The organism is Salegentibacter sp. 24 (genome assembly GCF_004362395.1).
In the GTDB taxonomy this organism is placed as follows: Bacteria; Bacteroidota; Bacteroidia; order Flavobacteriales; family Flavobacteriaceae; genus Salegentibacter.
The window spans coordinates 124683-148846 of the sequence record NZ_SNWE01000010.1 but is presented as its reverse complement, the minus strand read 5'-3'; the positions used below and the strand labels follow the sequence as shown (position 1 = coordinate 148846).

General features: G+C 36.8%; 20 protein-coding genes. 3 read left to right on the top strand and 17 right to left on the bottom strand.

The annotated features are described in order from the left end of the window. Positions 1-1310 (bottom strand): S10 family peptidase (locus DET49_RS09270; RefSeq protein ID WP_133547817.1); only part of this gene is annotated, 1310 nt, incomplete at its 3' end. Positions 1311-1368: 58 nt separating this feature from the next. Further along, positions 1369-3039, bottom strand: coding sequence for an ABC1 kinase family protein (locus tag DET49_RS09265; RefSeq protein ID WP_133547816.1), 1671 nt, complete (start codon positions 3037-3039; stop codon positions 1369-1371). 235 nt (positions 3040-3274) lie between these two features. On the opposite strand from DET49_RS09265, the gene DET49_RS09260 reads away from it, so the two are divergent. Then, positions 3275-5482: a bifunctional SulP family inorganic anion transporter/carbonic anhydrase gene (locus tag DET49_RS09260; RefSeq protein ID WP_133547815.1), complete on the top strand. Its 2208-nt coding sequence runs from the start codon at positions 3275-3277 to the stop codon at positions 5480-5482. Here DET49_RS09260 and DET49_RS09255 read toward each other — a convergent pair. The 12 genes from DET49_RS09255 to DET49_RS09200 form a co-directional block, all read right to left on the bottom strand. Next, entirely contained in the window at positions 5479-7479 is a 2001-nt protein-coding gene (locus tag DET49_RS09255) for a monovalent cation:proton antiporter family protein (RefSeq protein WP_133547814.1), read from the bottom strand. The two genes, DET49_RS09260 and DET49_RS09255, sit on opposite strands and share 4 nt — an antisense overlap. A 110-nt stretch (positions 7480-7589) precedes the next feature. Beyond that, positions 7590-9455, bottom strand: a complete 1866-nt coding sequence (locus DET49_RS09250) for a peptidase M61 (RefSeq protein ID WP_133547813.1) — start codon at positions 9453-9455, stop codon at positions 7590-7592. Positions 9456-9657: 202 nt separating this feature from the next. Further along, on the bottom strand, positions 9658-10857 hold the full coding sequence (locus DET49_RS09245) for a glutamate-5-semialdehyde dehydrogenase (protein ID WP_133547812.1): 1200 nt from the start codon (positions 10855-10857) through the stop codon (positions 9658-9660). A gap of 47 nt (positions 10858-10904) precedes the next feature. Next, positions 10905-11675 (bottom strand): glutamate 5-kinase, encoded by a 771-nt coding sequence (proB, locus tag DET49_RS09240; RefSeq protein ID WP_133547811.1) that lies wholly within the window; start codon positions 11673-11675, stop codon positions 10905-10907. A 40-nt stretch (positions 11676-11715) separates the two neighbouring features. After that, the gene (gene proC, locus DET49_RS09235) at positions 11716-12519 is read right to left on the bottom strand and encodes a pyrroline-5-carboxylate reductase (protein WP_133547810.1); all 804 of its coding nucleotides are present in this window, start codon (positions 12517-12519) and stop codon (positions 11716-11718) included. 440 nt (positions 12520-12959) lie between these two features. Further along, positions 12960-14333 (bottom strand): MBL fold metallo-hydrolase RNA specificity domain-containing protein, encoded by a 1374-nt coding sequence (locus DET49_RS09230; protein ID WP_133547809.1) that lies wholly within the window; start codon positions 14331-14333, stop codon positions 12960-12962. 4 nt (positions 14334-14337) lie between these two features. Next, positions 14338-15174, bottom strand: coding sequence for a restriction endonuclease (locus DET49_RS09225; RefSeq protein ID WP_133547808.1), 837 nt, complete (start codon positions 15172-15174; stop codon positions 14338-14340). Positions 15175-15205: 31 nt separating this feature from the next. Next, on the bottom strand, positions 15206-16042 hold the full coding sequence (locus DET49_RS09220; RefSeq protein WP_133547807.1) for a universal stress protein: 837 nt from the start codon (positions 16040-16042) through the stop codon (positions 15206-15208). A gap of 2 nt (positions 16043-16044) precedes the next feature. After that, positions 16045-16893, bottom strand: a complete 849-nt coding sequence (locus DET49_RS09215) for a universal stress protein (RefSeq protein WP_133547806.1) — start codon at positions 16891-16893, stop codon at positions 16045-16047. A gap of 19 nt (positions 16894-16912) precedes the next feature. Continuing rightward, positions 16913-17761, bottom strand: coding sequence for a universal stress protein (locus DET49_RS09210; protein WP_133547805.1), 849 nt, complete (start codon positions 17759-17761; stop codon positions 16913-16915). A gap of 368 nt (positions 17762-18129) precedes the next feature. Next, positions 18130-18609, bottom strand: a complete 480-nt coding sequence (locus DET49_RS09205) for an Hsp20/alpha crystallin family protein (RefSeq protein ID WP_133547804.1) — start codon at positions 18607-18609, stop codon at positions 18130-18132. A 410-nt stretch (positions 18610-19019) separates the two neighbouring features. Continuing rightward, positions 19020-20033, bottom strand: a complete 1014-nt coding sequence (locus DET49_RS09200; RefSeq protein ID WP_133547803.1) for a Crp/Fnr family transcriptional regulator — start codon at positions 20031-20033, stop codon at positions 19020-19022. Positions 20034-20259: 226 nt separating this feature from the next. Between DET49_RS09200 and DET49_RS09195 the strand changes: the two genes are divergently transcribed. Together DET49_RS09195 and DET49_RS09190 are read left to right on the top strand one after the other, a co-directional pair. Continuing rightward, complete coding sequence (locus DET49_RS09195) at positions 20260-20661, top strand: hypothetical protein (RefSeq protein ID WP_243729592.1); 402 nt, start codon at positions 20260-20262, stop codon at positions 20659-20661. Positions 20662-20717: 56 nt separating this feature from the next. Then, the gene (locus DET49_RS09190) at positions 20718-20981 is read left to right on the top strand and encodes a zinc ribbon domain-containing protein (protein WP_133547802.1); all 264 of its coding nucleotides are present in this window, start codon (positions 20718-20720) and stop codon (positions 20979-20981) included. A 288-nt stretch (positions 20982-21269) separates the two neighbouring features. On the opposite strand, the gene DET49_RS09185 is transcribed toward DET49_RS09190, so the two are convergent. The 3 genes from DET49_RS09185 to DET49_RS09175 are packed head-to-tail and all read right to left on the bottom strand — an operon-like array spanning position 21270 to position 23779. Continuing rightward, positions 21270-22259, bottom strand: coding sequence for an MlaD family protein (locus tag DET49_RS09185; protein WP_133547801.1), 990 nt, complete (start codon positions 22257-22259; stop codon positions 21270-21272). Between the two features lie 6 nt (positions 22260-22265). After that, positions 22266-22997, bottom strand: a complete 732-nt coding sequence (locus DET49_RS09180; RefSeq protein ID WP_133547800.1) for an ABC transporter ATP-binding protein — start codon at positions 22995-22997, stop codon at positions 22266-22268. 2 nt (positions 22998-22999) lie between these two features. Then, a complete protein-coding gene (locus tag DET49_RS09175) occupies positions 23000-23779 on the bottom strand; it encodes an MlaE family ABC transporter permease (RefSeq protein WP_133547799.1) in 780 nt (259 codons plus the stop codon). Positions 23780-24164 lie beyond the last annotated feature (385 nt).

Genomic DNA, 24164 nt, shown 5'->3' with positions numbered 1-24164 from the left:
TATTTCGCATTGAAATAAGTAGTTGCGCCATCAAAATATCCGGATTGAATCATTACATCTAAATTGGGGTTTTGCGCCATGGCCTGGCGTAGGTTTTCACCGGTATCGTTCCCACTTCGATCCCAGGGGTGTACCGGGCCAAACATATAATATTTCAGGTCTGTCTCGAAATTAAGGTCCTGTCTTAAATAGTGGTTTATAGCTGGGGTAAAAGAATGTAACCAGGAAGTGAGTTCGGCATTATAATCGGGGGAATCACCAGCTTCCTTCTCGTCAATTCCAAGATATCTAGAATCAAGTCTGCCTATGGTAAGCCCGTCTTTTCTTTTTAATTCTTTCCAAAAATAAGGGTAGGTTACATCAAGATTATTTTGAAGGATTACCTCTTTAGAAAGCCCAGAATAATAGGCCATTTTTTCGGCTGCTGCTTCTCTTTTGGTGCTTTTGGTAAACCCACCCTTTATGAGCACTGGCATCAATTCATTAACTGTATAGTTTTCTACTTCTTCCAGTAGATCCTCTAGTTCCCTGTTTTGAAGCTCTGCAGGCAAAGCATTATGGTACCAGGCGGCTGCTGCAAAATAAGGTAACCTGTTGGCAATACCAACCGGGCCGTCTCTTTCAATGCCTAATTCGGTAGGAGATACCAGAATAACCCCGTTTAAATACATCCACTGGCTGTTCTGCAGTTCTAATGCCAGACCGGAGACCCGTGTAGTACCATAGCTTTCACCAATAAGGTATTTTGGAGATAACCAGCGCTTATTTCTGCTCATAAATGTATTTAACCATTCCGCCAAATACCTTATATCAGCGGCTACACCAAAGAACTTTTCCTTTTCTACTTTTCCGTCCTTCCCGGGAATAGGACGGGAAAAGCCTGTGTTAACAGGATTTACATATACGATATCGGCAATATCCAAGATGGAATGTGGGTTTTTTTTAACTCCATAGGGTTGAATGGGGAAACCTTCATCATCAATTTTTAAAATTCGTGGGCCGGTATAGGCGATATGCATCCAAACCGAGGCTGAACCAGGGCCGCCATTAAACGAAATTACCAGGGGACGATTTTCGGTATTCTCAATGTCACTTCTTTTATAATAGGTGTAGAACAAACTAGCAGTAGGTGTACCATCATCATTCCAAATCGGTTGCATTCCCGTGGTTGCGGTGTAAGCTATATTTTCTGAATTGATGGTGACCGAATGACTTGTTGTTACCGTAGTATCTATGGGGATTTCAATTCCCTGGCCGGTAGCAAAGGCGATAAAAAGAATCAGAAATAGCGGGGTAAAAATTTTTTTCATGTGCATCTAATTTTTTAGAACTGAAAAATACACTGAAATGTACAGATCCCCAAACCGCTTAATCTTTATTATTTAGATTATCGTCCCTGAAAATAATGATATAGCTAAGAATAATTCCGCCAATAGCAGCTAATAAGAAAAACACCATGGCAAGACCGGGATATCCCAGAATCATAAAATCCGAAGGGACCTGCATGAGCATTGCTGCACCAATGATCATAGCGGCGATAATTAAACCCAGGGTAATACGGTTGGCAACTTTTTGAAAGCCATCAGTGACCCGCTTTTCGTCGATGGCGTCAATCTTTATTTTGAACTCGTTCTCTGAAAGGTTTTTTGAAATAGTGTTGAGTCTATCGGGTAAATATTCCAGAAATTTCTTTGATGCCAGGAGGGAGGAGAAAAAGTTCTCTGGCTTTAATTCTTCATACATCTTATCGCGCATTATTTTATGAGAATGACGTTTTATGGCCTCTCTAAGGTCGAAATCGGGATCTAAAACCGCAATAATTTGATCCATGTTCAAAAGTATTTTTCCAAGGATATTCACCTCTACAGGAAGATGAATTCCACTTTCCCCGGCCAGCCGGTTTAGTTGTATAAGAAGCCGACCGGTTTGCATATCTCTTGCAGGACTATGTTCGCTATCCATGATAATATCACTGATCGATTTTTTAAAAAACTTTAAATCAGCTTCTTTGGGAATCTCACTCATGCTTAATAAAACCCTGGCAGTTTCTTCACCGTTATTATTACTAATGGCCAGTAAGAGCTCTAAAATATATCGTTTTATTGCAGGGCTGAACCGTGCGACCATTCCCAGGTCTATAAGTGCAATTTTGTCGTCTTTTGTAAACTGAATATTTCCCGGATGCGGATCCGCATGTACAAAACCGTCCGTAATAACCTGTTTCAAGTAGGCATTTACCAGCTGGTCCACTAAAGGAGAATAATCTACTTCGATTTGTTTAAGGGGAGAGATGGAAGTAATTTTTCGGCCTTCAATAAACTCCATAGTAAGTACCTTGGAAGAAGAATAATCCTGAATAGGTTGCGGTACAATTAAACTTTTGAATTCCTTTAAATTCTTACCCAGGGTGATTAGATTCTGTGCTTCCCTGTAATAATCCAATTCTTGTAATAAAATCCGCCTTAATTCAGCTAAAACATCATCAAAGGCATATTTCTTCGCTGTTGAGCTATGTTTAATCGCAAGTTCGGCTAATTCTTTTAGGGTATCTAAATCCGAAAGGAATTGTTTCTTTATTCCCGGTCTCTGGACTTTAACTGCGACTGGCTTACCAGAGCGTAAAGTAGCTTTATGAACCTGGCCAATGGAAGCACTTGCCAGAGGCTCTTTGTCAAAGCTATCAAAAGCTTTAGAAATCCTTGTTCCTATTTCTTCCTCCACAATCCGGTGTACATCCTGGTAAGGAATTGCCGGGACATCATCCTGTAATGTAGCCAGGGCCTTTAAATAAGCATCGGGTAAAAGGTCTGGCCGGGTTGAAAGCAGTTGGCCCATTTTTATATAGGTAGGCCCCATGTTTTTTAAGTCTTCTACTAGTTCCTGGGGTGTTTGATCGTAAGTATGCTGGGAATTATCTTTATCTGATGTTTCGTCCATTGCCTGTGAAGCGGTATTGACAAATAGATCGCTGTTCCAGTATTTGAGCATAAAGCCTATAAATTTCTGGTAACGCAGAAGATGGTCGGGAAGTACAGACATAAGCTTTTTGGTTGTTAGATTGTTTAGTTTTTAAAGATATCTAATAATAATTATAACACCAATAGGACTATACTAGCACAGCTATTTTTTGGTATTATTTAAGAACACTTTTGAATGTTTTATAAAAATCAGGTTTTATAAAGACTAATTTTCTAATTTCAGGTTTTATTTCAAACAACTCTTATACAATTTTTTAGTGGGCATCAATAGTAAATTTAAAAACCTTGGACAAAGGATGGACCAGTCCGCCGCAGGGAAACCCATATTTTCCAGGCTGAATAAGGATATCCCTGCCAGTATGGTGGTTTTTCTTGTGGCCTTACCCTTGTGCCTTGGGATTGCCCTGGCCAGTGGCGCTCCTTTGGTTGCCGGGTTAATATCCGGAATTATTGGAGGGATTGTTATAGGAAATGTTAGTCATTCTTCAGTCAGTGTTAGTGGGCCCGCTGCAAGTTTAACCGCAGTGGTTGCGGCATCTATTGCCTCGCTTGGGAGTTTTGATATTTTTTTGATGGCCGTGGTCCTTGGAGGAATATTTCAGTTTCTCCTGGGAATTTTAAAAGCAGGGCTAATTGCCGATTATATGCCTTCCAATATTATTAAAGGCTTATTGGCGGCAATTGGTATAATCTTGATTATAGCTCAATTACCCTATGCTGTTGGATTTGTTGAGGATGCTGGGGCTTATTTTGGAGCCAGGGATAATATTTTTGAGCAGGCCTTTGCCATGTTGAGAGGCTTTTTTTACTCTTTGCATCCCGGTGCGCTTGTCTTATCTTTAATCTCACTAGCCATAATTATCTTTTGGGAACGAAGTCCCCTGAAAAATTTTAAACTTTTACCCCCCTCATTAATTGTTGTTATTCTTGGAGTACTTTTAAACTTACTTTTTAAGTACGCAATCCCCGTACTTTATTTGAATGAAAATTATTTAGTGAATATTCCGAAAATTGAGAAGGTAAGTGAACTAATTACCTTTCCTGACTTTTCGGCCATAACAAATCCTGAAGTTTGGGGGGTCGCCATTACCATTACCTTAATTGCCTCTCTAGCCAGTTTACTGGCCATTGAAGCTGCTGACGAAATAGATCCGCATAAACGAAAAACTCCACCAAACAGAGAGTTAGTAGCCCAGGGGGTGGGCAATACCTTAGCCGGTCTGGTCGGTGGGATCCCTCTGACTTCCGTTATTGTGAGAAGCTCAGTTAATATTAACGCGGGGGCAGAAACAAAGCTTTCAACAATTCTTCACGGAATTTTTCTTCTGTTAAGTGTTCTTTTCTTAAGTACTGTTTTAAATCTTATCCCGCTTTCAAGTCTTGCGGTAATTCTGTTGGTTGTGGGTTACAGACTGGCTTCCTGGGAGGTAATTAGAGCGATGTACAAAAAAGGTTGGAACCAGTTTATACCATTTGTTGTAACGGTAATAGCAATTATTTTTACCGATTTGCTTATCGGTATATTCATCGGGTCGCTGATCAGTATTTTCTTTTTGCTCCGCAGTAATTATCACAATGCTTTTTTTATTGAAAACACTAAAATTTTTAGAGGAGAAACCATAAGGTTAGAACTTTCTAACGAGGTTTCCTTTTTTAATAAGGCCTCTATTAAAAATAGTCTTTGGAATGTTCCCAAGAACTCAAATGTAATCATTGACGCAACATTTGCGAGTTATATAGATCATGATATCTTAGAGATTTTTGAAGATTTTAAAACCACATTCGCCAAAGAGAACAATGTTAACGTAAGCATCATTGGGCTTAAAGATAAATATTCCGAAGGAAAGGAATTGGATTTTGTACGTGAGGAGATAGAGGAATCTAAAGAAAAATCTACTCCGCAGGAGATTCTTGACTATTTAAAAGATGGAAATGCTCGTTATGTAGATGGAAAACTTGTTTCCAGAAGACTTCGAAATAAGGAGTTGATGGATTTTATTAATTCGCCGCCCCTGGCCACGGTGGTTAATTGCATTGATTTAAGGGAACCTTTAAATGTAATGATGAATACCGGGATTGGGGATTTAATTCCAATTAGGGCTGCTGGAAACCTGGTGGATAGCCATATTATTAAAAGTATTGAAATATCCTGTAAATTACAAAGGGCACGGTTTATATTGATTATGGGGAACTCTTCAAATAAAATTTATGCCCAGGCTTTAAAAGAATATTTGGAAAATGGATTTAAGAACCCTGACACCCTTATTCTGGAAGCTTTAAAAGCGAAACAAATCCCGGCAAAATTTGAAATAAAGAATTTATACATTTACGCAGATCTTCTTACCCGCTGGAGTCTCAAGGAATCTCAACGTCGAATTCTAAAACAAAGCCTTTACCTAAACGAGCGAATCACTGAGGGTAAAATAGGGATCGCCACCGCATTCTTTAATCGTGAAAACGGAAAAATAGAATTTTCTCAGCTTTATGATCCTTCTCTGGCTTAGAAGGAAAGCGCTTCATTTAACCTGTTGATATTTACTGGGTTTCCAAAAATATACAACAAATCACCTTGTTTAATCCTGGTATCAGGAAGGATTTCCGTAATGTACTGGGTATCTCTTTTAATAGCCAGCACCGTTACACGAAAGTTCTTACCTATGCCTGAGGTCTGAATGCTTTTACCCACGATATCTCGGTTATTTTGCTGTACGCTCAGGGTAACGATTTCACGGTTCGGAATATGCAGATGTTGAAGTGAGGGTTTATGAGGTCTGCCTTTCACCGAGGTTAACATTTCGTAATCTGAAGAACGTATACTGGCAGTAAAATCCATTATTTCATTATATGGTACCAGGTATTTTTTAAGTACCCGGTTAAAGATTTCTATGGACGTTTCAAATTCTTCTGGAATCACCTCATCTGCTCCCAGTTTAATATTTTCTTCAATCTCTCTAACATATCGGGTTCTTACTATTATAAATGCAGTTTTTGAATATAAACGCACATTACTAATGATTTTTTTAGTCGCCCCTGGATCTGAAATAGCAATAACGACAACACGTGCTTCCTGCACATGAAGGTGTTGTAAAATCAGGGAGTTGGTGGCATCTCCAAAAATAACCGGTTCATTATTATTTTTTGCCTTTCTAAAAGTAACAGGATCTGTATCAACAATAACATAAGGAATTTCAGCATTTCGTGCAGCTTTGGCAATATTCTCCCCATTAATTCCGTATCCGATAATAATGAGGTGATCTTCTAATTTTTTGGATTCGGTTTCCTCACTGGTTTTGCGTTTATTAAGACTTTCCAGTCGATGTCTTACCGATGATGGAACCCTGGCCTTTAAAATGGAATAAGTAATCTTCGGTGCTGCTGCGATAAGAAAGGGCGTAAGACCCATAGTTATGATTGATATTGCCAGGAAATATTGATAAATACTACTTGGAATAATGTTATTATCAAGGCCCACCCCGGATAAAAGTAAAGAAAATTCACCAACCTGAAATAAGCTAAACAAGCTTAAAAAAACTGTTCTTGGCGGATATTTAAGCAACAATACGGTACCTCCAACTACCAGCATTTTTAAAAATATCACCCCGAGGACAAGGCCCAGGATTACTAAAATATTTTGGATAAAAAATTCCAGATTTAGAAGTGTTCCAACCGAGATAAAAAAGAAACTGATAAATATCTCCCTAAAGGGCAAAACATTTACGGTTGCCTGGTGGCTGTATTCCGATTCCGAAATAATAAGTCCGGCAAAAAAAGCACCCAGTGCCAATGATAAACCTACCGAAGAGGTAAGCCAGGCAATGGCAAAGCAAAAAACTACTGTGGTTAAGATAAAGAGTTCCTTACTTTTTGTTTTTACAACCATACTGAAGATACGGGGTACAATATAACGGGCCAGTAAAAAGATCACTACACCAACACCAACAATTTTAAGAATCAGGATAAGTACCGTGGTTACAATATCACCACCTTTTCCAGCTAGAATAGGGGTGAGCAACATCATAGGAACTACAATAATATCCTGGAATATTAGAATTCCAAGGGCTACCCGGCCGTGGGGTGCGGTTATTTCACCCCGTTCCTGAATAAGCTTTAAAACGATTGCAGTACTACTTAAGGAGAACAAAAAGCCAAGGAATACCGCTGAGTTTAAAGGTATACCAAAGAAGTAAGCAATCAGTGTGGTAAAAAGAATCGTACCACCAACCTGAAGCCCGCCGCCAATAAGCACGGTATTTTTCATGGAAATAAGCTCTTTTATCGAAAGCTCAATTCCAATAACAAAAAGCAGGAAGATAATCCCAATTTCAGAAAGTAATTCTACTTCGTGGGAGGAACTAATAAGGTTAAAAGCGTGAGGGCCGGCAATTATTCCCGCAAGAAGAAAACCCAAAATGGAGGGCACCTTTATTTTTTGGAATAAAAGTATAATCAATATCGAGAGGCCCAGAATAATAACGATATCCTGTAATATAGGAATTTCCATAGTTGAATCTTCAAGTTGGTTAGGCGCCCTAATTTAGCGGATATACCCCAATTATGGAAATAAAAAGCGGCGGGAATTCCCGCCGCATAAAACACTTAAATTAAAATCTATTAACCTTTTAACCAAGCATTTCTAAGTTTAACTTCCTGGCTGCTCTCCGGCAGGTCCTTTTCAGTAATGGTTGTCTCTGTATCTGTTGGCTGGGCGGTAGTTGCCGTAAGTTCCAGTTCCTTATCTTCTCGCAATACTACGAAAGTTACTTCTTCCCCTTCCTTCCAGGACTCGGCTTTCATCACCAGGTTATATACATTCTGAATATTATATTGCTCTCCATTTACTGATTTTATGATATCCCCACCTTGAACACCCAGATTTTTTAAAAAGGAATTAAATTCAATATTTTCCCTGAAAAACAAGTCTTTAGTTGCTGGATCACCATCGATATAAGGAGTTTGTCCCTTGATAAAATATCCGGTATTGACTTCTTTCTCAGTTTGTTCAAGACCGACTTTTGCGAAAAACTCGTTGTAGGGAATTGGGGTGGATCCATTAACATATTTTTCCAGGAAAATCCGTATTTCAGGGTAAGTGAGTTGAACAATATCCTCAAATAATTCTTCATCCTTAAATGGTTTATCCATTCCGTATTTTTTGCTAAGTGCTTTCATAAGGTCAAGGATTCCCATTTTTCCATCGCTTAATTCTCTTAAGCGAATATCAAGGGCCATCCCAATTAAAGCTCCCTTTTGATATACATTATAATAACTGTCCTTATAAGGTTCTTCCAGGATATTTTTGCTCATTTTAGTAAATGGCATCGTATCGTCAAACTGTTGCGAAGTTTTAATCTTACCAGAAATCCTATCATAAAAATCCTGTTTCTCTATAAGTCCCTGGTCAATTTGAAACAGGTTTGCAAAGTATTCGGTTACACCTTCATACATCCATAGGTGCTGAGACATTTTAGGATCGTTGTAATCGAAGTAATGAACCTCCTCGGAATGAACATTTAAGGGAGTTAGTATATGAAAGAACTCATGAGAAACAACATCGGTCATGGTTTTCTGCAATTGTTCCGGCTGCATAGACTCGGGTAGTACAACCACGGTAGAGGTGTGGTGCTCTAAGGCTCCAAAACCACGGGCATCCTGTTTTTCGTTATCCGACAGATATAACAAAATGGCGTATTTACCGGTATTATCTATAGCTCCTAAAAAGCGTTTTTGCGCGCTAATCATCTTTTCAATCCCCGGTTGTATACTTTCTGAAGTATATTTTTCATTTGGTGAATACACGTTGATAAGTACTTCCATGCCTTCTACCATAAAGCTCGTGGTATCTGGTTGGGCATACATAATTGGATTGTCTATAACCTCAAAATACCGTCCTAAGGAATAGATATCTTCCTTAAATTCCATATTTTCTGAAGCGGCAACTGTTTTGCTTAATGCCGTACCGGGGATTAGACCCTGTGGTCTTTTGATTTCTAAACGATAAGGTTCCTCTTTTTCATTTTCAAAGTAGCCTACAAAACCATGTAGGTTAAGCATAAAGTTCTCGCCTGCCTCAATGTTAGTTCCGGAAGGTGAGAAAACACCTTCTTCCCCCTTAATATCATAGGTATCGTTAACCCGGTAACTTACTTTATCTAAATTTTCTGCATCAGAAATATGCCAGGAATTATCATTTATTCTTTCAAATTCTAGTTCATTGCCCTTATAATCCAGCGCTTTAAAATTCTCGATAAATTGCCCATAATTATCGGTAGAGTAGGTGCCGGGGACAGTTTTAGGGATATGGAAGATGGTGGTTTTAGTTGTAAATCTATTTGGATCAATAATTACCGGAACTTTATCTTCTTTAACATTTACAAGGTCAATGCTTGCGATGATCGGTTGATCTTTTTCGAAGCTTTGCGTGGTTTTACAGCTGTAAAATGAGCCAATAAAGGCCAGGATATATATCGCTTTTTTCATCGGGGGAAAATTTCTTTTTTCATAAGACTGCAAAAAGGTCTAAAAGTTACAGTTATGAGCGTAGAAAAGTATTTTTAAAATTTCTTACCGGACCTGTAGCCAAATTCAGAAATTGGGTTTTAATATGGCACTTTCAGTAATCATAAGACATTAAAAAACCGCTGATGAACTCAGCGGTTTTTTATACTTATTCAATGGGGAACTACTCTCTGATATGTCCTTCCCCTAAAACATAATACTTGTTGGTAACCAATTGTTTTAAACCAAGTGGCCCCCGGTGGTGAAGTTTATCGGTACTAATGGCAAGTTCTGCTCCAACTCCCATTTGGCCTCCATCGGTAAAACGTGTAGAAGCGTTGTGATAAACAGCAGCGCTGTCTACCTGCTCCATAAAGTTCGCAGCTTCTTCCTTATCTTTAGTGATAATAACGGCAGAGTGCCCGCCAGAATATTTGTTGATCTTATCCATTGCAGCATCATTACCATCAATAGCTCCAAGTACAATTCTCATAGCCAAAAATTCTTCATACCAGGTATCTTCAGAAGGTATTTTTTCTTCATTAGGAAGTACTTTGGCGATATCATCGTCTACCTGAATATGCACTTTATTTTCGGTAAACATATCATAAAGTTCTTTTACTCTTTTTTCAAAATCTGGCAGATTCTTATCAATTAAGACCTTGTCTAAAGCGTTACATCCTGAAATCTTATCGATTTTAGCATTGAGCATCACTTTTTTTGCGGTATCAAAATCTGCATTTTTAGAAACATACAGGAAGTTATTTCCACGTCCGCTTACCAGGACAGCACCAGTAGAATGCTCTTTAACAAAAGCGATAAGCTTTTCTCCACCTCTGGGCACTACTAAATCGATATGCTGTGGTGGATTTTTAAGGAATTCCTGAGTTTCGGTTCTATTCATTTGTAATAGTTCAATCCAGTCTTTTTCCAGATTATTCTCTTGAAGTGCCTCGTGCCAGCATTCCTCCAGGATTCTATTGGAATGGTTTGCTTCCTTACCACCTTTGAGATAGATTTTGTTATTAGCTTTAAAGGCAAGTACGGCGGCTTCAATAGTTACATCAGGACGAGATTCATAAATAATCATTATCGTACCAAAGGGCGCGGTTTTGTTGGTAATATCCAGGCCTGTATCTAATTTTCTATGTTCTATGGTCTGTCCTACAGGGTCTTCCTGGTCCATGACTTCTTTCACCGAACGCATCATATCGTCCACCTTGGCATTATTTACCACCAATCTATCACGCATAGCCTGATCTCCATCGCCAAAAGCATCGAGATCTTTTTTATTGGCAGCAACAATTTCTTCACGCCTTTTATCCAGAATATTGATCATGGATTGCAGGACGTTATTTTTAGTTTTTGAATCTAATAATTTCATTACTTGATTATATTTTAGTTTGATTAAACTTCGATTTTAATCGCTTGTTAAGCAGTGAATTTGGTTCCTACCGGTTTTCCGGCTACGATATCCAAAATCACATTTTTTTGTTTTCCATTAGCGATGTAAGTAGTGATGTTTTTGGCAGCGGTACCTTTGGCAATCTTTATTTTAGACTCCATACCCCCACGGCCTTCACCTTCACCTTTTCCGGATTCCTGAACGTATTTTTCAACGTTTTCATCAACCTGTACCTTATTGAGTTTTTCCGATTCATCATCTCCAGGATGACCGGTGTATAGACCGTCAGTATCACTTAAAATGATAAGCGAATCCGCATTGATCAATTCGGCTACAAGGCTGGCCAGTTCGTCGTTATCAGAGAACATAGACATAGTTACCGATACTGCATCATCCTCATTAGCAATTGGGATTATTCCTTCAGATAATAAAGATTCATAACAGTTAATCATATTTTCCCGGTGAATTCCCGGGCTAAAATCTCTTTTAGTGGCCAAAACCTGTGCACATCGCATTCCGTAATCGTGAAAAATACTATAATAGTGGCGCATCATACGCGGTTGTCCTACCGCAGAGAATACCTGCCTTCTTTTTGATGCATCCTCAATATCTACATCTCCAAGAACCTCTTTTCCGGCAATTGCCGACCCGGAAGATACCAGGACTACCATGACGTCTTCTTCGTACAGGGTAGCTATTTGTTCTACCAAATGTTTTAATACAGGGCCTAATATTCTATTATCTTTATTGGTCATTACATTAGTTCCGACCTTAACTACGATTCTCTTTTTTTCCATTTTATAAAGTTATATTTGAACTTTCTTTTATAAACTTAGATTATTCTTTCCCTAATTCTACTGCTCTGTCAAAAGCCGCATAAGCTGCATCTTTTATGAGCTCTTCTACGTTGTTATCATCCATAGAGTCCAATGCTGCACGGGTGGTACCTCCTTTAGAAGCAACACGCTCCATCCAGGTGCTGGCCGAAAGATCTGATTCATTAAATAATTTGACCGCTCCTTCAAATGTCTGGCTTACCAGTATTTTTGAGTCATTTTTTGAAAAGCCCATTTTTAAGGCAGCCTCCATCATGGAATTCATAAAGTAAAACACGTATGCAGGGCCGCTTCCAGAAATCCCTGTAGATGCATCGATAAATTTTTCGGTCTCTACATGGATTGAAGCTCCAGTAGTATCTAATAAGTTTCTTACCATAAGAAGTTCTACCCTGGATATTTCCTTAGCTTCCGTAAAGGAGGTAACTCCTTTTCCCACCTGTGCCGGTAGATTAGGCATGGAACGAACCACTTTTTTAACGCCTAAGCCTTCCTGTATTTTTTCGATGGTTACACCGGCCATCAGGGAAACAAAAATTTGCTGATCGTTTACTAAAGGTTTAATTTCTTCAAATAAAGCATCACAGTGATATGGTTTTACAGCTAGAAATACGATGTCTGCCTTGGGAAGACATTCCTCTATATCATCATATACATCAAAATGATCAACTTTGCTCAGCGTGGTAATAACCTCTGCTGATTTATCAAAAATCATAAGATTCCGGTGATTAAGAAAAGTAGACTTCGCCATTCCTTCGGCGTATGTTAGTCCCATATTTCCTGCTCCAATAACTAATACTTTCATTCTTTATTTTTTGGTTAATTAATTCATTTCGGCTTTTGGATCATTTAAATCCGTTGTTTAAAGAACAAAGACCATGCAATCCTTCCTGTTAAAACATATCAATTCGACCCAAAGCCAGAAGAAAATTAAATTAATTTGAGCAGATCTAATAAAATATTAGGTTAAACTAATGTAAAAACAGGGAGTTTTTACCCTGATGAAAAACCTAAGACTAGCCCTTAGGTCTTATACTTAGTCAGATGGAAGGCTTCTCAAAATTGATTTTTAAAATAATTTTTTTTTGAAAAACCTTAAGAGGCATTGATTACAGGTGTTGTAGAACTGCAAATCAGCAAAATCTGAAAAAAATTAAATTATAGACTGCTGACAGGTTAACTGCCATTATTGCAGAAAGCAGGTGTTTAATAGTACGAAAAGGTTTTCGCTGAATAATTGAATTTTTAAAGCCCAATGCTTATGATATCATCAAGTGCTGGAATTATGATATCACATTTATATTTATCCTTTATTTTAACTCTTAATGAATTCAGAGCCGTGGGCTCTCCGTGGATTAAAAACACTTCTTTGGGGATACTCTTTAATTCTGACATCCAATCCAGCAATTCCTGTTGATCTGCATGGGCTGAAAGGCTTTCAATTTTTAAAATACTTGCTTTTACCCGGTAGTATTTTCCAAAGATTTTTATTTCTGAGGCTCCGTTTTCTAATTGTCTTCCCCTGGTACCTTCCGCCTGGTAGCCTACCAATAAAACTGTGGTTTCAGGTTTGTCGATAAGGTATCGTAAATAGGTGAGCACCCGTCCTCCAGTGACCATTCCACTTCCGGCAATTATAACTTTTGATCTGTTTTCATCCATTGTTTTCCAGGTATCGCTGTAAGAGGTGATGATATTAAAATAGGAAAGCATTTCTCTAAACTCCTCCGGGTTTACCTTATGCCAATGACTGAAGATTTCAAATTGACCCAGAACTTCGTTACCCATGGGGCTGTCTATATACATCGGAATTTCAGGAATTTTATTATTTTTCCTTAATAAATATAGTCTGTACATAATACCCTGTAAGCGCTCCACAGCAAAACTTGGGATTATTAGGTTTCCCTTCTTGTTGATGGTATCCTGAATGGTTTTGGTTAGCACTTCATTTGAATCATCTACCGGGTGCAGTCTGTCGCCATAAGTACTTTCTAAGAATAAGTAGTCCGCACGCTGTGGTTTATTGGGTGCTTGCAGGAGAATATCCTTTTTTCTTCCTATATCTCCGGAAAAAACAAAACGTTTTTTGAAAACATCAACTTCAATAAAGCTAGAGCCTAAAATATGCCCGTTTGTTTTAAAGCGGTATTTTACATTCTCAGAGACCTGGTCCCATTCATTCAATTCGATGCTTTGAAATAAATCAATCGCCTTTTCAGCATCCTTAGTTGTATATAAGGGTAAAGCGGGCTGGTGCTTACTAAATTGCTCCTTATTGGCTTTTTCGGCATCTTCTTCCTGAATCTTAGCGCTATCCTTTAAGATCACAGCGGCAATTCCCAAAGTAGGAGGGGTGCCTATAATCGGGTTGCTATAACCTTGTTTTACGATCCGGGGTAAATACCCCGTGTGATCAAGGTGCCCGTGGGTAAGTAATACTAAATCTATCTTTGAAGGATCAAAGGGGAAATCTTTCCAGTTTAGTTCGCGTAAACTTTTAATTCCCTGGAAAAGACCACAGTCTATTAGAATATTTAATTCAGGGGTGCTCACAAGAAATTTAGAGCCGGTAACTGTACCCGATGCGCCAAGAAAATGAACCTTTGCTTTAATTTCCATTTCTTTAATGTTTACAGAGTTCGTTCATTTCTTCAAGAATCTTCTTTTTACGCGGATTATTAATTTCTAAATGATCCAGGTAAAAAGTATCGTTTAACAAGTCCTGGCATAAAACAACATCCCGACTTAACAAAAAGTTCTTTTCCCTTTCAGACAGCAATGTAGATACGGTTATGGGATATAAACCTAATTTGTCAATTTTATCCTTAATACCATCCCCGTTTGGATAGTCCCAGCTTAACAATTTTAGTTTAACACATTCGCCGTATTTTATGGCATCTGAGGTGAATCTGGTGTTGGTTACAACCCAGGCTTCTTCGGAATCTAAATTAATATCCTCACTATTCCTAAAGCTTTGAATATCCTGAAATCTAGAATTTATATATAGAGGTGTCTTAACATCACAATTTCTGCCGGCATTGTGAAATTTACATTCGATTAAAACCAATTTTGAGTCGGTTTTTGCCTCCACATCGATTTCGTGGGTTACGCATCTGCCCTGGTAGATTTTACCCGTTGCTGTCTTGTATCCGTTATGACTTAAAAGGGCCGCAATAAATTTTTCAAAGGGAAACCCTGTTGGTCCCAGTTCGTAAATAGCTGTCTTTAATTTATATTTTGAGGCACTGGTTTTATTGCCTGCCTTCAACAAACCAAAGGCACGCTTGTAAATCTCTTTAGTAGAAATCCCATCATAAAGCTCAGCTTTTAAATTCAAAAGCGTTTTTTCAATTAGTTTTTCATTAGCGCCAGACCGCCTTAAGGATTCTGCTACCCGATCAATCGAGAATCGGGCCTTTTCCCCGGAGGCTTTGATAACTTTGAAATCGGTGAACTCCATTTTAATACATTTTACTATGAATGATTAATTTTTATTTCAGTTCTGCTGGCATAAAAAGTAGCGGGATTTGAGGGTTCTTCCCTAATTCCTTGAGTAAGGATTTAGAGAATAGGTTTCTAAAAAAGCCTCTTTTTTTATGATTTAAAACCAGGACATCGCTGTTTCTGCTTTGGATAAAGCTGTGAATTCCCTTGGTTACTTCAATATTGGTCAAGATGTGAAAACTGTGAGAAACATCCTTAAAATAATGGTGTAATTCTTCTTTGCTGTTTTCCTGATCTTCAGTGAGACTTTCGGTATCCTGAATGTATAGAATTCTAAAGCTGGCTCTAAATTTCTTAGCCATATCAATTAAAAAATTAATTTCAGAAATAGAAAAAGCTTTATCAAAACGGGTGGCAAGCACCATTTCTTTTTTCCTCTCGGATATAAAAATGCTTTTATCAGGAATTAGTAAAACGGGTATTCGGTCCACCGTTTCTACCACGTTCATACTATTAGTTCCAAAAATTCTGTCATCGGGCTTTGTTTCTCCTTTTGTTCCCATTATGATTAGATCAAAAATAATGTCCTTTTGGATTTCAACAATAGCATCATTTAACCAGGATTCCATTATAAAGGATGTAAACCTATGATTCTGATTGTGGTTAACCACAGCTACTTCTTTGAGCAGTCTTTTCATCAGGATCTTATTTTCGTTTTTAGCCTGTAACAGATTATTTCCATTAATATCAGGGGTGTAGAATTCGGGTTTGCAGGCATTTAAAAAATAAAAATGGCACAGCTCATTTTGAAATAAGCCAAAAGCATACGCAGTAGCCTTCCAGGCATTCACTGAAAAATCGGTGGGAATGAGTATATTTTTCATAACTAACTGAATTTGCCAGAAGGAATTACCATAAACGGAACCTTGATATGGAAACCTATTTTGTTTACTATGGGTCTGAATAATAAGTTTTCAAAGAAACTCCGTTTATTATTGACCATACAAAGTAAATCAACCGCATTTTGGGCCTGGAATTTTTCAATTGCCTTAGGAACACTCTTATCTTCTATGGTATAGAAATATTGTGGAGTATTTTTTAAAATTTTCTTTAGGTTCTTCTTGTTTACTTCCTGCTGCTCATCCAGGTCTTTCCCGAAAAAGACGTGTAGAATATTGAGTTTTGCATTATGATTTTTCACCACATTCAAGATAGGTTCCAGCTGCGCATCGGTAAAATGCAATTCAAAATCTGTAGGGAATAAAATATTTTCGGGGGTATGATATTCATATTCTGAAGGAACCATCAATAGCGGAACTTTCAACTTATTTAAAGCATTCACCGTATTAGTACCAATTAATATTTCTTCGGCCCCGGTTGCTCCTTTGGTCCCCATAACCACCAGGTCAATTGCTTTGGATTTTAGTTGGTCCTTTATTTCCTCTATGAGAAGATTAAAAGCAGAAATTTTCTCAAAATGATGATTAGGATTCTTAAAATCACGATTTATTTTACGCTCTACTTTTCTTAATCCATTAAGAGAATTTTTTTTGTAAGCCTCGGCAAGATTAGGCTGAATGCTGTTGTATAAAATATATTCAGAATCATATAATACCGGGGTATAGGTATTTAGAAGAAAAAAGGTACACTGCTCAGCACTAAAAGCTTTTAGTGCATAAGAGATTGCATTATATGCGTTTGCTGAAAAATCTGTAGGTAAGAGTATTTTTTTCATGATTTCTGATATGTTTAATTCATTCCCGGTTAAAATTCTGTAAAGCGAGTAGGGGAACTTTAGGATGTAAGCCCACTTTATCAATGGTAGAAGTTAATAACATATCTTCCAGGTAAGTATGACGGGAATTTACCATCACAAGTAGGTCTATCTTATTATCAGCTATAAATTCTTCTATAGCTTTATCTTTTTGTAGTTCTTCACTTCGATGTTCTTCTAACTTAATATTATAAAATTGTTGTTTTAAAAATTCCAGATTATCCTTTTGACGGGCGGAGGTAGGTTGATGTTTAGATAAATAAAGAAAATGAATTTCAGATTTAAAATCCCGCGCAAGTTCCCCAACGATTTTTAATTCCCTTTTTTGATATGGAATTAAAAAATTGGTAGGAAATAGTATTTTTTTTGGTTCCTGATATTTAAAATTCGCAGGAATGGCTAAAACCGGACATTGCACATATTTTAATACCAGTAAAGTATTACTGCCAAAGCCCAGGTTCCTGTCATTCGTGAGGCCCCGGGTTCCCATAATCACCAGATCCGCATTTTCTGAATTTACCAGGGTATTGACCTGGTCTACCAAATCTGCAAAAGCAGCAACCGGTTGCATACTATGCCTTGGATTGCAAAATTCACCATAAGTTTTAGAGCATAATTCATTTAAAGCATTTTCGGTTTTTTTTCTGGTTGCAGCCTTAAGTTCTTCCATTGATTCATCGCTTAGCAAACTTTCTTCAGTATAGACTTTATCTGCGTAAGCGTGAAGAAGTATGATTTCACTTTTTTCGTACTTGAAAAGCTGGCACGCATAGCGCAAAGCATTGTTTGCATTTTCTGAAAAATCGGTTGGTATAATTATCTTTCTCATCTTCTGATCCTTTGAACTATAAAGTTAACCGAAGAGGAATGTTTAAACTATGAGGGAAATCAGTTTGTGCCCTATTTTAGCTTTTAAGGTTTTAGGCCGCTCTCACTATATAATGTGGTACATACCGATAAAGGTGGGAAGCTCTTATAATATTTAGAAGGTAATCCCTGAAGCAAGCTTAAGAGAAGTTCAGAGGTGGGTTTTGAGATGGGAAAAGGTAAGAAACCTCAAGGCCCTGGAGAAAAAATGGAGCCTTTGGTATACGATAGGATTGGAGAAGTGCCTACCCGGATAATCCAATAGCGCCAGATAGAATTTTTTATTAAAATAAAACAGCCCTGAAAATTTTCAGAACTGTTTCATTATTTCTAAGATACATTTACAGTTTTGGCGTTTTTAAGCTTGTCTGTTTTTCTTTTCTTAAGGTTCATTTTTAAGATGCCCTCTTTGTATTTGGCTTCAACTTCCTTATCTAAATCTACCTCGTCTGGCAGCGCAATATTTCTGGAAAAACTGTTGTAGCTAAATTCTTGTCTAACGAAACCTTCTTTTTCTTCTTCGGTTTTATTTGCTTTCTCTGCAGAAATAGATAATATACCATCTTCAATAGAAATTTTAAAATCTTCCTTTGAAAGCCCCGAAGCAGCAAGTTCAATTTCAAAGTCGTGTTCTTTTTCTTTAACATTTAATGCGGGAAATACATCTTGGTCTACATCTCCATTAAAGAACCGATTAAGATTAAAAATTCCTCTTTTGGTATCCATTAAATCGGAAAAGAATGGATCGTTGGCCAAATATGAACTTCCTAATAAGGGAGTTCTTTGATTGTTGGATTTAGTGATAGACATAACATTAAAAATTTAAATGGTTAATATTTCGTATTTAAAACACACTAATTTAGAAGCAAAAAATTAAATTTAATATGATGGAAATCAGGTAAGTGCATATTTTTATGAATTATCAAAAAAGAATTTAAAAAAGAAACAGGAGACCATTGCCTCCTGTTTCCTAAGAAGATATTAAGTTTATTCTTTAACTTTTGATTGATACCAGTGATCTTACACTAGGTAAAATTTGTATATCAGATTAAAAAATACCTTTGATATCTTCTAAATCCAATTTCCAACTCTAATAAGTACTAAGAAATTAGATTATTTTATATAAAAATCTTTGCTGATTATTAGTTTAAAAGTAGCTGAAAACACCTTTTAAAAAAATGATAAATATCAATTATTCATTATTTAACAGAAAATTAAGATCAGGTGATTTCCTGTAATCGTTCAGGTTTTAAAATATTTATTTTTCTTCCTTGAATGGTAATGATTCCTTCTTTTTTCAGACTGGAAAGACTACGGATAAAACTTTCCGGAGAAATTCCGGCAATGCTTGCTAAATCGGTTCTAGAAATTCTTAAACCCTGGAAATCCGGATTTTGTAATTCATCGGCAAACTGAAGTATGGTGTTTGAAGTTTTCTTTAAAACCGATGCATAGGCCATTTCCAGAAGCTGGGATTTAAGTCTTAAAACGGTATCGGTTAAATATTGAGCGATATCAAGACTTAATCCTTGATTTGCCTCCAGTATTTCCCTGAATTCATTATATAGAATTCGGTATAAAATGGAAGACTCTAGGGTCGTAGCAATCTCTTGGCAAGTTGGATTTTTATGAAAACCATAAAGACCTAATAATTCATTTTTACGATAAATCCCGGTAATTAATTCTTTTCCCAACTGGTCCATTCTGGAAGTTTTGACTAGGCCGGTATTAATAAGATAAATAAAACTTGAATGCTTGTTTTCTCTGAATATAGTTTTATGCTTTTCTAATTTTACCTGTTCTCCTTTTTCCTGGATGTAAATTTTTAAATCTTCAATAGTTGAAATAGTAGCCCGCTGAATTTCCTTGTTTTCGTAGGAATTTACTGTTTGTTTTACTAAAAGAGCTTGGATTACCTGTAAAAGCTCATTTTTTGAACAGGAATTTAATAGATAGCGATGCTGGGAGTGTAATTCTTTCCAGCTTCCAACTTTATTTTTTGGAATTATTGACAATAAAGGAATCTTGGAGAGTTTCGGGTATCGATCCAGTAATAAAGTTTCCATATTAGCATTATTATTCAAAATAACCAAAGTTGGTTTTTTCTTATCGATATGCTTTTCTATGTTTTCAGTGCAATGGATATGTTGCCAGTGATAACCCTGTAATCCCGTTAATTCATCTTTTTTGAGATGCTCGGAAGTTTTTCCTGAAATATAAAGAATACGCTTCATCCCTGGAGACTTAAAAGTTTATAATAAGTTTTTGGAATTGCTTTACATTTTCTGGTGGGGGGAAGAAAAAGACGGAAATGCTTTAACAATACTTAAATATACAAAGTAATTTTTAGAATTTACCTATTTTAATTATGCATTACTACATCTAAAAAATGATTTTTATCATTTTTACCTAAGCATCTTAGCCTTATCTTTAAATGGTAAAACTTTAAATTCAGATCTCTTGAAGCCACAGGTGTTAACAGAGGAATTTTACAAATATATTGGTAAGCTTTGCTATGCTATCGCTGCATCAGATAAAGTGGTGCGGGTGGAGGAAATGAAAACCTTAAAAGAGCTCGTCCAGGAAAAATGGGTGCCCATAAATAATTCAAAGGATGAGTTTGGAACCGATCAAGCTTATAAAATTGAAATGATCTTTGATTGGCTTAAGGAGAATGACCCTGACGCAGGATGGGCTTTTAACCAATTTAAAGAGTACAAAAAGGAAAATAACCACATATTTACACCGGATATCAACCGGTTAATATGGGAAACCGCAGATGCTATTGCAGCATCGTTCTCAGGAAAAAATAAGTCTGAAGTTATAATGCTCTCAAAACTCAAAGCACTGTTAAATACTTGAAATGATTAAAAATTAATTAATCAGGTTTATGGGTACTAACTTTTAAAAATAAAATTATGAAAACGCTAATTTGTCAGAGTTGTGGATGGCCTTTCACCAAAGCTACAGCGGGCTCAAATCGTGATAGGTCAATAAATATTGATTACTGTAAAGATTGTTATGAAGATGGTGCTTTCACCGATAAATCGCTTAATTTACATCAATTAGAAATGAAATTAATGGAAATGGCAGAAATGCATGAGGATATTAGCCTGGAAGAAGCTCAACAACTGATTAAAAAACTACCAGAACTCAAAAGGTGGAGGATGGATTATATTTAATGGGCTCATTTAATCTAAGCAGGGCCCAGGATGAATTCTTAATTTATACTTATTGTGGGAGAAAACATCCTCTAGCAAGGGTGCTAATGATCAGGTTGGCTGCCTTATTGAAGTATCCAGTTTAATACTTGAATTTTCCATCTTTAGGGATAAATAGCCTTTACTTTTGTAAAGATCTTAAAATTAGCTTCTGGGTTAAGATTTTTCCTGGTATCACGTGTTTTTGTTCAGGTTTATTGTACAGTAATATTCACTCATTCTTTCTTAAAGTTATTCGGATTTTAATAATTACTTATTTCCATTTTCTTGCCGGGCCTTTTTCCGTTCTAGTTTTCGAAAATATCCCCGGAACAGGATATTATGTTTTAAAGCTTCCATGTTTTCATTAAAACGATGCGTAGCTTCTTCTATATTTCTTATGCTTTGGTCGAGGTGATTCACAAAAGTGGTGTCCTTTACCACCAGGTTAAGGGCGCCCTTTTCTGAATTTAGGCTATTTGAAAATTCTTCTAAATTTGCACTTAATTTATTTATTTGAGAGGAGGAGGCCTGCAAATCCTGGATTGTAGTTTTTAGATTTTCTTGAGCTGTAGAGTCACTGAGTAATAAACCCACAATACTGTTTTCATAATCCACCGAGTTCAAAAGATCATTTAGTTTGGTGAGACCCGATTTTGCAGATCTGGTGGTGAAATTTAGGTTCGCCGCACTCTCCTGTATATTTTTGGCGAGGGTTTCATCCTTAAGAAGTTTGCCTAAAACGCCCTCACCAGCATTAATGCTATTGGTGATCTTTATTAGATCTTCGGTTAAAAGCGCTGCATTTTCGTTGGTTTTATTTAGAGTGTTTAGCATATCTGTTGTAGCCACCTGGCTAAGTGAGTACAGTGTATCACCTTCCTTTAACCTCCTTGAAGGGAACTTATCAGTAGGAAGAATATTTAGAACCATACTTCCTACCAGTCCATCAGAATTTATCGTTGCCACCGAACTATATTTTATTAGATTTCCGGATTCCTGACTAATAAGCATATTTACGCAAATGGCTGTATCGTTCAAAAATTTTATCTCTTTTACGGTTCCTACGTTTACCCCCGAATACCGAACATTATTACCGGGTTGTAAGCCATTAACGTTTTTGAATACAGAACTTATCGTAATGGAATCTCCAAATAAATTTTGCTTTTTTCCAATGAAATAAACTCCCAATGTAAAAATGATCAATCCCACCATTATAAGAAGGCCTAATTTTAGATTATTTCCGGAATTTGACTTCATACTATATTATTTAAAAAATGCTTTAATTTTAGGATCTTCAGATAAGGCAAGCTCGTTAAAGGTTCCCTGGATATAATCTTTACCGTCAAGCAGTAATATCATTCGATTTGAAATTACACGGGCACAGTCTACATCGTGGGTAATGATTAGGGAGGAGGTTGCATATTTCTTTTGAATATTCATCATCAATAAAATAATTTCTTTTGCTGTTATAGGATCTAAACCAGTAGTAGGTTCGTCATAAATAATAATTTTCGGCTTTAAAATAAGGGCTCTTGCCAGGGCAATCCTACGCTGCATTCCTCCCGAAAGTTCAGCAGGCATTAAATCTATTGTCTGTGGTAAACCCACATTTTCCAGAGCTTCTTCCACGCGGGCCTTAGTTTTGCTTTCAGAATCGTTTTGGTGTCTTCGAAGCGGAAATTCTAAATTTTCTCTTACGGTCATAGAATCGTATAAAGCGCTGCCCTGAAATAAAAAACCTATATCGGTTCGCAATTCATCTAGTTCGCTTTGCTTTATGTTGGAAATATCCTTTCCTAAAACTTTAATACTGCCTTTATCAAAATCCATTAACCCCACCAGGCATTTAATCAACACTGATTTACCTGAGCCGGATTTACCCATTAAAACCAGGTTTTCCCCTTTAAAAAGAGTCAGGTTGAAATCGTTTAGAACCCTTGTTTGCCCGAAGCTTTTATATAGATTCTTTATCTCTATTACAGGTTGGTTTTTCATTTTCAGCTATAAAAAATATCAGTAATAAATACTGCAATAAAATCAAGTACAAAAAGAAGCATAGAAGTAAAAACGACTGCAGAATTAGAGGCTTTTCCAACTCCTGCAGTTCCTTTATTGCTGTTATAACCTTTAAAGCATCCTACCAGTCCAATGGCAAAACCAAAGAAAAATGTTTTTAGCGTTGCAGGAATTAAATCGGTAAATTCTAAAGCTTCAAATACCTGGTTGAAATATAAAGTAAATGAAACATCGCCTTTTGCATTTTCTATAATGGCAGACCCCACCAGGGCCACAAAATCACCAATTATCACTAAAAGTGGCAGCATACAGGTTGCTGCCAGAATCCTGGTAACTACCAGGTATTTAAACGGATTAGTGCCAGATACCTCCATAGCATCAATTTGCTCGGTCACCTTCATAGAACCCAGCTCAGCACCAATGCTGGAACCTATTCTTCCTGCGCAAATAAGTGCAATTATTACAGGTCCTATTTCCCGTACAATAGAAATACTTATCATAGAGGGCATCCAGGAAACTGCGCCGAATTCCATTAGAGTGGGACGGGACTGCAGGGTAAATACCAGTCCTAAAATAAAACCGGTAACACCAACCAGCAGCAAAGATTTATTACCCATCTGATAGCATTGGTTCAGAAATTCCCTGAACTCAAAAGGCTTGCTGAAAAGCTCCCGGAAATATCTACCCGTGAAATTTCCCATATCCCCAATTTCGTTGAAAAAGGAAATGAAACCTGACTGATGTGATGATAAAAATTTCATATTTATACCTTTCAATAAACTTCAATAACTATTAGGATTCATAGAATGAACGTATGGGACGCAACTCAAGGGGTGCTGAACCTTATTTGTTATGTAAATTTAGTTTTAGAAGGCTGCATTAGAAATGATATATATCAGGTTTTTAAAATCTGGCTGGTTATAAATGGATATCAGAATTATAATTTATTTTTAACAATATTTTCTTTCAAAACTTGTTAATTTTAGGAATTCAAAAATAATTGTTAAGAATTGTTAAATGGGTGGTATCACTGTTTTTATTGATATTTTGTTATTTTAAATGGCAAATGAGTTCATAATTCTATGATTTAACTTATATTTTTGTGGTTTGCGTTTTTATTATTCTTTAAGACTTTCTTAATCATTT